9 protein-coding genes are annotated in these 14,188 nt (G+C 71.3%); 5 read left to right on the top strand and 4 right to left on the bottom strand.

The window, feature by feature from the left end; genetic code table 11:
* Positions 1 to 385: 385 nt before the first annotated feature.
* Complete coding sequence (locus OG927_RS18445) at positions 386 to 2,065, top strand: sensor histidine kinase (protein WP_056797818.1); 1,680 nt, start codon at positions 386 to 388, stop codon at positions 2,063 to 2,065.
* Between the two features lie 92 nt (positions 2,066 to 2,157).
* A complete protein-coding gene (locus OG927_RS18440) occupies positions 2,158 to 2,811 on the top strand; it encodes a response regulator transcription factor (RefSeq protein ID WP_056797201.1) in 654 nt (217 codons plus the stop codon).
* 178 nt (positions 2,812 to 2,989) lie between these two features.
* Here the strand turns inward: OG927_RS18440 and OG927_RS18435 are convergent, their stop codons facing one another.
* Positions 2,990 to 3,943 (bottom strand): NAD(P)-dependent alcohol dehydrogenase, encoded by a 954-nt coding sequence (locus OG927_RS18435; RefSeq protein ID WP_056797204.1) that lies wholly within the window; start codon positions 3,941 to 3,943, stop codon positions 2,990 to 2,992.
* Positions 3,944 to 4,002: 59 nt separating this feature from the next.
* Here OG927_RS18435 and OG927_RS18430 point away from each other — a divergent pair, with 59 nt between their 5' ends.
* A complete protein-coding gene (locus OG927_RS18430) occupies positions 4,003 to 4,644 on the top strand; it encodes a TetR/AcrR family transcriptional regulator (RefSeq protein WP_056797207.1) in 642 nt (213 codons plus the stop codon).
* A 19-nt stretch (positions 4,645 to 4,663) separates the two neighbouring features.
* On the opposite strand, the gene OG927_RS18425 is transcribed toward OG927_RS18430, so the two are convergent.
* Positions 4,664 to 5,236, bottom strand: coding sequence for a dihydrofolate reductase family protein (locus OG927_RS18425; protein ID WP_330320478.1), 573 nt, complete (start codon positions 5,234 to 5,236; stop codon positions 4,664 to 4,666).
* A gap of 338 nt (positions 5,237 to 5,574) precedes the next feature.
* Complete coding sequence (locus OG927_RS18420) at positions 5,575 to 8,163, bottom strand: glycoside hydrolase family 9 protein (protein WP_330321329.1); 2,589 nt, start codon at positions 8,161 to 8,163, stop codon at positions 5,575 to 5,577.
* Positions 8,164 to 8,589: 426 nt separating this feature from the next.
* Between OG927_RS18420 and OG927_RS18415 the strand changes: the two genes are divergently transcribed.
* Positions 8,590 to 9,630, top strand: coding sequence for a LacI family DNA-binding transcriptional regulator (locus OG927_RS18415; protein ID WP_056797214.1), 1,041 nt, complete (start codon positions 8,590 to 8,592; stop codon positions 9,628 to 9,630).
* Between the two features lie 51 nt (positions 9,631 to 9,681).
* On the opposite strand, the gene OG927_RS18410 is transcribed toward OG927_RS18415, so the two are convergent.
* Positions 9,682 to 12,462 (bottom strand): glycosyl hydrolase, encoded by a 2,781-nt coding sequence (locus OG927_RS18410; protein WP_124281486.1) that lies wholly within the window; start codon positions 12,460 to 12,462, stop codon positions 9,682 to 9,684.
* A gap of 239 nt (positions 12,463 to 12,701) precedes the next feature.
* Here OG927_RS18410 and OG927_RS18405 point away from each other — a divergent pair, with 239 nt between their 5' ends.
* Positions 12,702 to 14,003, top strand: a complete 1,302-nt coding sequence (locus OG927_RS18405) for an ABC transporter substrate-binding protein (protein WP_056797221.1) — start codon at positions 12,702 to 12,704, stop codon at positions 14,001 to 14,003.
* Positions 14,004 to 14,188: the final 185 nt, after the last annotated feature.

Below are 14,188 nucleotides of genomic sequence, written 5' to 3'. Positions count from 1 at the left end.
ATTCGATGCCCTCACGGAAGATGCGCAGTTCCAACACCTGCACGGGCGTCACAGTCAGTCGCCGGGCCCGTGCGGCGGAGGCGTGACCGTGCTCGTTCACCCACTGCTGTGGACCGCCCCCCCGACCGCCATGGGCGGCCCTCTCCTCGGCCCCCTGTCAGTTGCGTCGGAGTCCTGAGCCGTCCCGCCGGAACGGACCGACGACTTTCGTCGTCGGTCGTCGCGACCAAAGGCCACAGCGGTGCCCGGCCGGGTTCTCTACCGTGGGCGCGTGACTCGTCTGGATTCCCTCACCCCCGCGCCTCCCGCCCCCGACGCACCGGCGGTGAGGCCGCGCCGGGCGTTCCGGCCGACCGTGCCGGGGCGTGCCCTCTTCGCGCCCGGCATGTGGTCCGTAGGGCGCGTCGTGGGCGAATCGCTCCTGAGCCTGACCCTCGCGCTGCTGGCGACGGGCACCGGATTCCTGGGCGACGACGGGGCACTGCAGGCCATCGGCGTCGGGCTGGCGGCCGGGCTGTTGTCGCCCCTGCGCCGGGTACTCCCCGCGTCCGTACTGCTGTTGACCGCTGTCGGCGTCGTGCCGTTCGGTGCTCTCGGGCCGCTCTTCCTCGTCGTCTCCTGGTCGGCCGGGCGGCGGATCGACGGCCTCGGCAGGGCGGTCGGTGTCTTCGCCCTCGCCTATGGACTCACGCTCGGTCTGACCGCCGCGTCGGAGCCCTACCTCTCACCGTCGCTGCTGATCTTCAGCGGGCTGTTCCTGCTGGTCTCGATCATCGTGCCGGGCCTCGCGGGGCGTTACTGGTCGCAGCGCCGCACCTTGACCGACACCCTGCGCGAGTACAACGCGCAACTCCTGCGCGAGCGGGCCATGATCGCCGGGCACGCCCGGATACGGGAACGTCAGCGCATCGCGCAGGACATGCACGACAGCCTCGGCCACCAGCTCGCCCTGATCGCGGTGCACACCGGCGCCCTGGAGGTGGACCGGGAGCTGACGGGGCAGCAGCGCGAGGCCGTCGGGGTGCTGCGCGAGGCGTCGGTGGCCGCGATGCACGAACTGCGCGACGTGGTGGGCGTGCTGCGGGACAGTACCGCGGGATCGCCGCAGCCCTCCGACGCGGGCGATGAGGACCCCGGGACACCGTCCCGCGGGGTGGCCGGCATCGACGGGCTGGCCGAGGCGTCCCGGAGGGCGGGGACAGCCGTGGAGGTGCGGCGCTCGGGCGACGTGCGTCCGCTCGCCCCGACCGCCGACCACGCGGCGTACCGCCTGGTCCAGGAGGGCCTGACCAATGCGCACAAGCACGCCCCGGGGGCCTCGATCACCATCGGACTGCGGTACGAACCGGACTCGCTGGTCGTGGAGGTCGCCAACGGTCCGGCGGTGGAGCCGGTGAGCGGCAGTGTGGCGAGCGGCTGCCAGGGGCTGACGGGGCTGGAGGAGCGGGCCCGGCTCGTCGGCGGCATGGTGCACGCGGGCCCGGTGGCGGACGGCGGCTTCCGGCTGGCGGGTGTCCTGCCCTACACGTCGCCGGGAGACGGCTTCCCGAGCCCGCCGCCCGACGACGCCACGGCGACGTTCGTCGCGCCCACGAACGACTTTCGGGCGCAGAGCTCGAAGGGCTCCGCAGGTGAAAGTGATCCGGTCACCGAGTGGAACGAATTCCCGAAGGAGTTGGCCAGGACCATGAGCAGGACCAAGAGGGGCAACGGCATAGCCATCGGCTGCGGGGTCGCGGTGCTCGTCGCCGTGCTGCTGGTGATCGGGGTGGTCGTCGGGGGCATCTTCCTCATGCGTGAGGCGGACGCCGCCATGATCGAGCCCAAGCAGTACGAGGCCGTGGAGGTGGGCCGGTCGGAGTCGGAGGTCCGGAAGCAACTGCCCAGCGGCGACTCGATCCTGAACAGCGACATGGGCAAGGGTGCGCCGCCCGAGCCGGAGGGGTCGACGTGTCTCACGCTTCTCTCCACCGAGTTCGGGAGCGACTTGGACGCGGAGCCGGTGTTCCGGTTCTGCTTCAAGGACGGCAAGCTGATCGAGAAGAAGTCCTTCGAGACGAACTGAGGTTCCCTGCACGGGTTTCCGGCCGGGCACCCGATCGGGGATGATGAACCGGTGCCGGCAGGTACGACCGCTCAGGACCGTTCGGGAGAGTCGTGATCAGGGTTCTTGTGACGGACGACGAGCCGCTCATCCGGGCCGGAATCAGGATGATCCTCTCCTCGGCCGACGACATCGATGTCGTCGCGGAGGCGGCCGACGGCCGCGAGGCGGTCGAACTGGCCCGGTCCCAGCGCGTCGACGTGGCGCTGCTCGACATCCAGATGCCGGTCATGGACGGGCTGACGGCCCTGGCCGAGCTGCGCCGGACCGTGCCCGAGGTGCGGGTGCTGATCCTGACCACGTTCGGGGAACGCCAGAACGTCCTACGGGCCCTGACCGGGGGGAGCGCGGGCTTCCTGCTGAAGGACTCCGCACCGGCGGAGCTCATGCGGGCGGTACGGGCGGCGGCGGCCGGGCACGCCTATCTGTCGCCCGGCGCCACCCGGCACGTCGTGGACTCGCTGGCGTCCGGCGGCACCGCCCACCGCGCGGAACAGGCCCGCAGCCGGCTGGAGAAGCTGACGGAACGCGAACGGGACGTCCTGGCCCTGCTGGGCGAGGGCCTGTCCAACGCGGACGCCGGCCAGCGGATCCACATGAGCGAGGCCACCGTGAAGACGTATGTGAGCCGCATCCTCGCCAAGCTGGAGTGCGAGAACAGGGTGCAGGCCGCACTGCTGGCCCGCGACGCCGGCCTCGGGGCGTAGACCGGCCCGGGACGGCACGCCCGGCGGATCCGTCACGCGGCCTGCGGGCCGCGCGCCCCCTTCCGGGTCCCGCCCGTACGATCACAGGCACCCCTCCGCCGCGCCCGGTCACGGCGCCGCCCCCGAGGGCCACTCGCTCCGTGCGGGCTCCCGCCCGGCCCGATGCGGCCCGCCCGTCTCACACCACGCGGATCACGTGCTTGCCACGCACACCGCCCGCCTCCAGTGCCCGGTGGGCGGTGGCGATGTCGGCCAGGGGGTGGACGGTGTCCACCACGGGCCGGATCGCACCACTCTCCGCGTACCGGGCCAGTTCGGCGAACAGGTCGTGCTTCGGGTTGCCGCTGAAGAAGCGGACCCGGCGCGGGCCGTGCACCGTCGAGGCGAGCAGGTAGGAGAGGCTCCGGGCCGGGTGGTCCATGTCGAAGGCGATGGAGACCATGCGCCCGCCGGGGGCCAGGAGCCGCCGGAAGGCGCGGTGTTCGGTGCCGAAGGTGTCAAGGACGACGTCGAACGCACCGAGGTCGGCCGGGCCCGTCGTCGTGTAGCTGAAGGCCTCGTCGGCCCCCAGGCTCCGGACGAAGTCGAGGTTCCCGCTGCCGGCGAGGCCTGTGACGTGCGCGCCCAGGGCCTTGCCCAGCTGTACGGCGACGCTGCCGATGCCGCCCGAGGCGCCGCGCACGAGGAGCCGCTCCCCCGGCTGCAGCCGCGCCTCGGCCTTCAGCGCGGTGATGGCGGTCGTACCGGCGGGGAGGGAGGCGGCCTCGATCAGGCCGAGGTTCGCCGGGGCGTACGACAGTTGCCGGGGGCGGACGGCCACGTACTCGGCGGCGCTGCCGAAGCGGCGTCCCAGGAGCCCCCACACCCGGTCGCCCTCGCGCAGCCCCGTCACGGCGCCGTCGGCCCGGGCGATCTCGCCGGTGAAGTCCATCCCCGTGCGCTGGGGGAAGCGACGGCCCGTCACCAGGCGAACACGGCCGCCCCGGCCGTACAGTTCTCCTCCGTTGACGCTCGTCGCGTGGACGCGGACCAGCACCTCACCCGGACGGGGTACGGGGACGGGGACCCTGCCCTCGTACAGCACCTCGGGAGGGCCGTACCTGTCGTAGAGCGCTGCTCGCATGTCATTCATGTTTTCCACGCTAAACGGGTAAACGGATGGCACTCTCCATTTAGCCCGAAGTGAGAAACATGCCTGCTCAGACCTCTCAGAACGTGCTCCGCGCGGACGCCCGGCAGAACCGCGAACGCATTCTCACGGCCGCCCGTGAGGCGTACGCCCTCCATGGGATCGACGTGCCGATGGCCACGATCGCCCGGCGCGCGGGCGTCGGGGTCGCCACGCTCTACCGGCGGTTCCCCACCCGGGCCGCGCTCGTGAGCGAGTCCTTCGCCGAGCAGCTCGCACACTGCGTGGCGGCACTGTACGAAGGACTGGAGGACCCGGACCCCTGGCGCGGGTTCTGCTCGGTCATCGAGCAGGTCTGCCTCATGCAGGCGACGGAGCGGGGCTTCACCCAGGCGTTCCTCGCCCAGTTCCCCGAGCACACCGAGTACGCCGAGGAGCGCACCCGCGCGGAGCAGGCACTGGCGCGACTGGTGGGGCGGGCCAAGGCTTCCGGGCAGCTGCGCCAGGACTTCGACGTGAACGACATCATCCTGGTGGTGCTGGCCAACTGCGGTGCGACCACCGGGGCGGGCGAGGAGGCCGCCGCCGCGTCCCGGCGCCTGGTCGCCTATCTGCTCCAGTCGTTCCGGGCCGGACCGGCCGCCGGCCCCGGCCCCCTGCCGCCCCCCGTACAGCTGGACCTGGACCGGATCCACGGGCGCTGACCGCGTACGGGGCCCCGCGTCAGCGGACGACGTCGAAGACGTTCTTCTGCAGGCCGTTGGCATAGGCCTCGTGTTCGACGAGCTTCAGCTTCTGGGTGTCCTTGTCCGTGTCGCTGAAGAGCCGCTTGCCCGCGCCGAGCAGGAGCGGGAAGACGAGCAGGTGGTAGCGGTCGATCAGGCCGGCGTCCGAGAGGGCACGGTTGAGGGAGGCACTGCCGTGGACGATCATCGGGCCGCCCTCGGTCTCCTTCAGCGCGGCCACCTCGTCGAGCGACCGCAGGATCGTCGTCGGGCCCCAGTCCTCGACCAGGTCGTCCTCGGAGAGGGTCGTGGAGACGACGTACTTCGGCATGACCTTGTAGCCGGCGAAGTCCTCCATGCCCGGCCAGACCTGGCTGAACGCCTCGTAGCTGGCCCGGCCGAGCAGCATCGCCGTCGCTTCCCCCTGCTCCCGCCCCTTGATCTCGAAGGCCTCGGGGAGGAACTCCACGTCCTTGAAGGTCCAGCCGGAGTTCCGGTAGCCGGGCTCGCCGCCCGGGGCCTCGACCACGCCGTCGAGCGAGAGGAAGGCGGTGGTGATCAGGGTGCGCATCGAAGGGTCTCCCAGGTGTCTCGTGTTCTCGGTTCTCACCGGTCGGGGCGGCCCACTGCGGCCGGCCGAGCCGGCTGCGGTACGCCCACTCTGCCCCTATGACCGCCGGTCGCGGAGAAACTCATCGATCACCCTCGGTATGTCCCCTGACCAGCCGTCCTGATCGCCCCGCCGATCCGGTCCGGCCCGCCGATCGCGGCACCGCCCCGACCGGGGCTCGGCAGCGGGATCCGAGCACTCGACCGAATACGGGCGGCCGGCCGTCTGCGGCGGGACGCCCGGGTGCGGTGCCCGCCGGAAGACGGGCACCGCACCCTGCCGTGATCACGCGGGGCGGATCAACTCGTTGAGCAGGAACGGCCGTTCAGCTTGAAGGTGCGGGGGTCGGCCGCCGCACCCGACGCCTTGGTGTTGAAGCCGAAGTCGACCGTGGCACCCGGTGCGATCACCCGGTTCCAGGACAGCGGCCGGGCGCTGAGCGTCCTGCCGTGCTGGTCGAACTGCGCGCTCCAGGTGTGGCTGACCGCCTGCGCCCCGGGGAGCAGCCAGGTCAGCTGCCAGGGCGAGACGGGCTCCGCGCCGGTGTTCTTCAGCTTCACCGTGACCGTCGAGCCGCTGCTCCAGGGATGCGAGGTGTAGGTGACCTCGCAGCCGCGCGACGCGTTCCGCCGTCCGTCGCCCGCGTCGTCCAGATAGGAGGCGATGAAGGCGAGCGGCGCGTTCCAGTTGATGGTGACCTCGTTGGTGGCCCAGGAGCCGATGTCGTCGAGGTAGCACATCGCGGGGGCGCAGCCGCCCAGCTTCTCCACGGCGACCGGGTCACCGGAGGCGACGGCCGTGAGGTTGGGGCCGCCCGCGATCGAGCCGGCCGGCGGGTGGGGGAGGTCCGGGTCGTTCTGGTGCGCCCAGAAGCGGTGGTGCTGGTTGCGGGAGTCCCGTTCGCCGTAGCCGGTGACGTACGACTGGTTGAGGGGGTTGCGGCCGAGGAGGTAGTCGGCACCGCTCAGCACCGCGTCCTGGTACGCGGCCTCGCCGGTCAGGTCGTGGGCCGTGGCCAGCACGATCATGTTGTTCAGGACCTGGCTGTTGGAACCCCAGACGTAGTCCTCGTCCTTGGGTGCGTACGGGAGCCCGTACACCTGTGCGCGGGACTGGCTCGCGTAGCGGTCGGCGGCCGTGGTGACGACGGAGCGGACCTCACCAAGCTGTGCGGGCGTCAGCGCGTTCGGCACGGTGGCCAGCGTGAGCACGCCCAGTCCGCCGGTGGAGCCCCAGGAGATGCCGCCGCCGGCCGGGAACACCGCGTCGGTGTCGCCGTGCAGCGGTGAGGAGAGCACGGCCTGGCGGAACGCGGCCTCCCCCGTCGTGGTGAACAGCTCCGATGCGGCCCAGTAGAACTCGTCCGAGACGTCGCCGTCGCTGTACGCGCCGCCGCCCGTGCCGTCGTTCGGGTCGGCCAGGACGTCCGGGTGCGCCTCGGCCGCGGCCCAGGCGGTCCGGGCGGCCTCCAGGCACTGGTCCGCGAAGTCCGCGTCGTACGGGGCGTAGAGGCGGGCGCACTGGGCGGCCGCGGCGGCCAGGTTGAGCGTGGCGGCCGTCGAGGGCGGGTGCAGCTCACGCTGCTGGGGGTCGAGGTGCGGGGCCAGCGGCAGACCCGTCCACGCGGCGTCGTGCATCTTGTGGTGGGCCATCCCGGCCAACGGCTCACCGGCGGGGACCTGCATCCGCATCAGGAACTCCATCTCCCAGCGCGCCTCGTCGAGGATGTCCGGGACGGCGTTGCCCCGCTCGGGCACCCGCAGCGCGCCGTCCCCGAGCTCCGCGGACTCGGCGTCCTCGGCGGTCAGGGTCCGCTCGTACGTGGCCATCAGCTGGGCCACCGAGATACCGCCGTTGACCACGTACTTCCCGTGGTCGCCCGCGTCGTACCAGCCGCCCGACACGTCCAGCCGGTAGTCACAGACACCGGGCTGGCAGGGGACGTCCTTGTCCCCCTTGTTGGGCGCCACCCCGATGTGTCCGGCCGGGCGCGCGTAGGCGTCGCCGACGAGGTCCGCGTCGATGGGGGTGCCGCTGCGGTTGTGGTAGAAGTACGCCAGCGCGTCGGAGCGCAGGCCGTCGTACAGGTCGGCGCGCAGCGAGAACGGCTCACTGGTGTGGCCGTCGATCTCGACGGTGTAGCCGTCGCCGGCCGTGGTGAGCGCACTGAAGTCGAAGGTGTGGACCCGCAGACGGGAGCTCGGGTCCTCCCCCTGCGGGACGGTCGTGCCGGTGGCGGCCGTCGCGCCGTCGGCGGTCTTCACGGACCAGGCGAGCGGCGCCTCGGCATCGGTGACCACCGTGCCCTTCTTGGGGCCGTGGGGCAGATATCCGACCTGGTTGACGCGGACCGGCGACCCGGTGTCCGGCTCGTACACGGGCGGCTCGGCACCGCCGCGCAGCGACACGTCGTCGAGGCAGAAGGTGGTCGCGCTGTCGCCGCCGCCGATCTGCAGGGCGACCTGGGCGTTCGGACGGTCGGCCGCGGCGGTGAAGAAGTGGGTGACCGTCACGGGTTCCGGCCCGACCGGATCGGCGGTGGCGAGCTCCGGGGTGTACGGGGCGGTGGCCTCCTGGACCCGGGTCTGGACGGTGAGGGGCACGGTCGACGTGGCCGTGTAGCTGAGCGAGTAGCTCTCACCCGCGACGATCGGGATGTCGTTCTGGCCGATGATGACGTCCCACGGATTGGTCGTCCCGGCCGGGACGGCGGCGCAGAGCCGGCCCTCGGACACGGCACCGGACGTGTTGGCCGTCCACCACCAGGGAGCGGTGCCGGCGGTGAAGTCCCCGTTGCTGATCTGCTCGGGACCGGGATCGGCTTCCTCGGCACCGGCCGTGCCGGGCACCGCCAGTGCCGCGGCGAACAGTAAGGCGGCGGCGGACATCCCGAACACGCGCCGCCCGTGCCGGGGGCGGGCGGGCGCGGGCCGCGCGGAGAGTGGTGAGGCATTCACCGGGAGGGCCTTTCGTCGACTGGGTGCGGGTGACGTGGGAGCCGAGGTCGGGCGCGCCGGGCTCGGGGACGCCGGAGACACGGGCGCGGGACGGGAGAGACACGGGAGGAGCACGGAACAGACAGACAGACATGGGAGCGCTCCCACTCGCTCCTCCTCGATTGTGAAGGCGGATCGATCGTTCCGCCAGGGGCATGACAGAGAATGTCCGGCGGGAGGCGGCCCGGCCCACAAGCCCGTGCCGCAGCTGCTTGGAAGCGCTCTCAAGCGGACGCCGGGCCTCGGCGTTACGCTGTACGCGACCCGGCGGCGCCTCGCACGCATCGTGCCGCCGCCCCGCAACGAGGAGCGCCCGCCTTGCCTGAGCAGCACCCCGGGTCCCGGCCCACCCTGGAAGCCGTCGCGGCGCGGGCAGGGGTCTCGCGGGCCACCGCGTCCCGGGTGGTCAACGGAGGTGACGGGGTCCGGAAGCCGCTGGTGGACAGGGTGCGCCAGGCGGTCGAGGAGCTCCAGTACATCCCGAACCACGCCGCCCGGACGCTGGTCACCCGGCGGACCGGAGCCGTCGCCGTGGTCATCGCGGAGCCGGAGATCCGGATCTTCTCGGACCCGTTCTTCTCCCTGCAGCTCCGGGGCATCAGCAAGGAGCTGGCCGCCCACGACACCCAGCTGGTGCTGCTGATCGTGGAAGGGCCCGCCGACTTCGACCGGATCGCCCGCTACTTGTCCGGCGGCCATGTCGACGGAGCCCTCGCCTTCTCGCTGCACACCGACGACCCGCTGCCCTCGATCACCCGGCGGGCCGGGGTCCCGACGGTCTACGGAGGCAGGCCGAGCTGGACCGCGGGCCCCGGGGAACAGGCCGTGCAGTACGTGGACGCCGACAACCGGGGCGGGGCCAGGGCCGCCGTGCAGTACTTGCGGGGGCTGGGGCGGGAGCGGATCGCGTACATCGGGGGGCCGCCCGACCAGACGTCGGCCGTGGACCGGCTCGACGGCTACCGGGACATCCTGGTGGAGACGGACCCGACGCTGATCGCCGAGGGTGCGTTCACCGTGGAGAGCGGGGCCCGGGCGATGGCGGAGCTGCTGGACCGGCGCCCCGATCTGGACGCGGTGTTCGCGGCCAACGACCTGATGGCGTCGGGTGCCCTACGGGTGCTGCGGGAGCGCGGGATCCCGGTGCCGGAGCAGGTAGCCCTGGTGGGATTCGACGACATGGACACGGTGGCCGAGGCCACCGATCCGCCGCTGACCACCGTCCGGCAGGAGATCGAGGGCCAGGGCCGGCTGATGGCCCGGCTGCTGCTGCGCGGCCTGGAGAAGGACCGTACGGGGGCCGGCCGGCCGGACTCGGTGATCACCCCGACGACGCTCGTACGGCGGGCCTCGGCCTGAGAGGCCCGGGACCCGCCGCACGAAGGGGTGTCCGGAGGTGCGCGTTCAGGATCAGACGTACGGGATCTTCACGACCGCCGCGTCCGTCCCGGTCTGCACCTGGGACGTGCCGTTGCCCAGCGCGTTCCAGATCTCCAGGCGGACCGTCCCGCCCTTGAGGTTGCCGAGACTTCCGGTCACCGCCGAGGTGCCCACCGCCTGGGTGTACTCCTCCCACCCCGTGACCGGGTCGGTCGCGAAGTAGCGGTAGGTCTCGGTCCGGTCGAAGGTGCCGTCACCGGTCAGGTCGTAGCTGACCCTGACCTGCGGGGCGAGGCCCACCTTCGTGCCCGCGTCGACCCGCAGGCGGAAGGCGGTGGACGCCCCCGCGGCGAGTGTCCCGTCGACCTTCTTGATCTCGTAGACCGTTGCCCTGTACGGCGTGCCGTCCCGGTTGACACCGTCGGCCGAGGCCAGGGTGTCGGCTCCCGCCGCGCCGTCCGTGGCGGTGGTGAGGGTGCCACCGGACTTCAGCCGGAAGGTGTTCCCGGTGGACGGACCCGGCTCCTCGGGGTCGGGGTCGCCGCCGCCGGTCCCCGTACCGGTGGCCGTGGAGCGGGCCGGCACGGAGAGGGTCGCCCCGTCGGAGAAGGTGACGGTGCGGGCGGTGGATCCGTGGTTGTGGGCGCTGTACGTGCGGACGCCGTTCTTGGTGAAGACGGCCGACGTCGGGATGTTCCCGCTGACGGTCATGTCGGGCGCGCCCAGGCTGTCGAGCGTGGCGATCCAGTGGTAGGTGTGCGCCTTGGACTCACCCTGCTCCGGGGTGTAGCCGCCGTTGCCCGCGTCCCACTTGGTCTTGGCGGCCGCCGGATCGGCCAGTGACTCGAACTCCCACAGGAGGTCGCGCCACTCGACGGCCGGTCCGCCGTTCTCCCGCACCAGCTCGGCGAGGTTCCGCTTGATGGCGGCCTTCTCGCGGGCCAGGTGAAGTGAACCGCCGGTCACCGGAAGGACGTTGATGCCGTGGATCTCCTCCGGGTTCGCGGTCCACCAGGTGGAGTACGCGCCGCCGCTGCCCCAGACCATGCCGACCGTGTCGTGCCCGAAGGAGCCCGGGAAGACCTGCTGGTCGGCGTCGAACCAGTACTGCGTGATCGCTTCCGACTCGGTGGTCAGCAGGTAGCTGCCGAGGTCGCGCAGTGTGGTGTCACCGGTCGCGGCGCCCCACAGGACGAGACCCGCGCTCAGGTTGATGGACTCCGACGAGGACTCCTGGTTGTTGCCGGCCGCGAAGCCCTGGTGGCCGGAGGCCCAGCTGTGGCCCGCGTACACGTCGAAGCCGCGCAGGAAGGGGTACGCGGTGTCCGTGCGGCTGGGGTTGGCGGTGTCCCTCACCAGGGTCTTGACCATGGTGCCCCAGGCGGAGTCGGCGGCCCACGCCTGGTCGTACTGGGCGACGATCGCCGCCGCGTACACGTAGTAGCTGTAGTGGAAGTGGTGGTCGTTGAGCTCGGTGTCGCTGCCGTACGAGGCCGGGTAGCCGGTCAGCGTCTTCCAGTCCTTGTCGTAGCTGAACTCGCTCGCGCCGCCCGCCGTGAACCACTCCTGGAGGCGGCCCTTCATCAGGCCGAGCAGCTTGTCCCGGATGCCGGTCTGGCCGATCTGGTCGGCGACGGGCACCAGCTGGGCGAGACGGCCGAGCGCCTTGCCGGTCCAGTACGTGTCACTCGCCCCGGAGAACGGGTCGGAGGCGTTCGCCACCTCGTTCAGATATCCGGTCAGCCGCGCCTTGTCGACCCCGCCGGAGGCGGGCAGGGCGGGCAGCACGCCCTGGTTCTTCTGGCTGGTGGTGAAGGAAGCGGACTCCCGGACCTTCATCGTGCCGCGCGGGGAGACGTACGTGTACGGCGTCAGCGCGTCGGTGGTGTGCAGCCACTGGTGGCGGTACAGCGCCTGGAGCGTGCCCCGCTCGGTGCCCTCCTTGGCCTCCGTGGTCAGAGCGTAGGTCGCCTTGACCGTGCCGCCGGTGGACTCCCAGGTCACCTTGGATCCGGTGACGAAGCTGAAGGCGTACTTGCGGTAGGTCGCGAGCGCGTCCGTGGACGGCAGCACGGCCAGCGAGAAGTAGTCCTTGCCGCCGAGCCCGGCGGTGATCGCCGTGCCGGAGACGTTCCAGTCGCTGCCGGTCGGGGCGAACAGGGCGTAGTGGTGGCCCGCGACCGTGATGCCGAGGACGTTGCCGTTGTCCGCGAAGACGGTGGGGGTGCCGGCCGTGGTGATCCGCGCGTCGCCGCCGGAGCCCTTGGCGTACACGAAGGGCATGCCGTGCCCGATGGTCGTGCGCAGGGTGCGGGTGCCGTCGGACCAGTACGGGGTGACCGTCCAGTCGGACCAGGCGTCGGCCTTGGTGTCCGGGCTGTTCAGGCCGTTGAGGCCGACGGTGAGGTCGGCCTTGTGGGCGTACTCGTACTGCCGGCCGTCACCGACGACCGCGGGGGTCGTCGGGTAGCCGACCTCCAGTCCGCCGGAGGTCGCCTGATAGGTCAGCGGATGCCCGTACATCGGGGTGGAGTACGGGTTGTCGCCGTAGCGCTGGTAGGCGAGCGAGGACCACCAGTCGTTCGTGGGCACCGGCTTGTCCTTCGCCGCGGCCGTGAGCTTGGGCGTGACGGGGGCGCCCGTGTTGGTGGTGGGACCGGAGGTACCGGCGGGACGGCTGTCGGTGTAGCTGCCTGATCCTGCGGGGATGGTGGCGGCTGCCGCCGGGGATGCGGCAGGGCCCAGGCCCACGGCGGCCAGGGCGATGGCCAGGACCGTCGCCGCTGCTGGTCTGGAGAGGGAGGCTTGCATGGCAGCACCTCGTCATGGGGGGGTCGGAGCACCTTCGAGAGCGCTCTCAATTGCCAAGGAACGTAAAACTTCTGAAACGTCAGTGTCAATAGAAGTGACACACACGGTAGTTGGACTCAACGCAAAGCCGTTATGTGTTCGAGTCTTGACGGGGAGTGGGCCCTGGGGGACGCTCCAGACGCAGGTTTTGAGAGCGCTCTCAAGCGCTCGGTTCATCCCGAAGCCAAGGGAGGCTTCCCATGCCCATCGCCCGAGCCGCCAAGAGAGCCACCGTCCGCATCGGCGCGGTCGTCCTCGCCGGAACGCTCCTCGCCGCCTGTGGATCCGGCACCTCGGACTCCTCCGACAGTGCCGGCGGGGACGTCACGCTGACCGTCGACCTCTTCGGATCCTTCGGCTACAAGGAGGCCGGGCTGTACGCGGAGTACGAGAAGCTCAACCCCGGCGTGACCATCAAGCAGACCGACACCGAGGACGAGGCCGACTACTGGAAGTCGCTCCAGACCCGGCTGGCCGGCGGCGGCGGGCTCGCCGATGTGCAGGGCGTCGAGGTGGGCCGCATCGCGTCGGTCACCCAGCTGCAGGCCGACAAGTTCCAGGACCTGAAGGAATACGGCGCCGACAAGCTCAAGGACCAGTTCGCCGACGCCAAGTGGTCGGCCGCGACCACGAAGGACGGCAAGGTCCTCGGTCTCGGCACCGACGTCGGGCCGGAGGCGATGTGCTACCGCACCGACCTGTTCGAGCAGGCGGGGCTGCCCACCGACCGCGCGGAGCTCGCCCAGAAGTGGTCCACGTGGGAGGGCTACCTGGAGCTCGGCAAGCAGTACAAGAAGAAGGCCCCCGCCAAGAGCGCCTGGCTGGACAGTGTCGGCAGCCTCTACGGAATCATGATCGGCCAGGAGAAGGAGCGGTACTACGACGCCTCCGGTGAGCTGATCTACGAGAAGAACCCGGCGGTCAAGCACGCCTGGGACACCTCGGTCGAGGCGGCCGAGGCCGGGCTGAGCGCCAAGCTCGACCAGTGGTCGCCGCAGTGGAACCAGGCCTTCGCCGCCGGTTCCTTCGCCACCATCCCGTGCCCCGCGTGGATGCTCGGCTACGTCAAGGGTCAGGCCGGTGACGCGGGCAAGGGCAAGTGGGACATCGCCAAGCTGCCCGGCGGCGCGGGCAACTGGGGCGGCTCCTACCTCTCGGTCCCGCGCGCGGCCGAGCACAAGAAGGAGGCGTACGAGCTGATCAAGTGGCTCACCGCCCCCGAGCAGCAGGCCAAGCTCTTCAAGAAGCAGGGCAACTTCCCGTCCTCGACGGGCGCGATCGCACAGGTCGCCGACGCCAAGGACCCGTACTTCTCCGACGCGCCCATCGGCCAGATCTTCGGTGACGCGGCCAAGGAGTCCCCGGTCCAGGTGCTCGGTGTGCACGACCAGAACGTCGCCCAGCAGCTGACCAACGCGTTGAGCGAGGTGGAGCGCAAGGGCACCTCCTCGGACAAGGCGTGGGAGACGGCGAAGAAGGGCGTGGCCAACGTGATCGGCTGACACCCGGTCATTCCCCTTCCCGGGCCACGGCGCCCGGTGCCGGCGGTCGCTGGGCACCGGATGCCGGCGCCACGGCCCGGTGCCACGGTCGATGCGCACCGGACGCCCGGGCCGGGACACCCGTCCGCCACCCGTGCGACGCCGGGCCGCCGCCCGTCATCCGCCGGCCGGTGAGCACCGCACGC

Source organism: Streptomyces clavifer (genome assembly GCF_036345975.1).
Classification (GTDB): Bacteria; Actinomycetota; Actinomycetes; order Streptomycetales; family Streptomycetaceae; genus Streptomyces; species Streptomyces clavifer.
The sequence above is the reverse complement of the archived record's forward strand: the minus strand, read 5'-3'. Positions and strand labels throughout refer to the sequence as shown.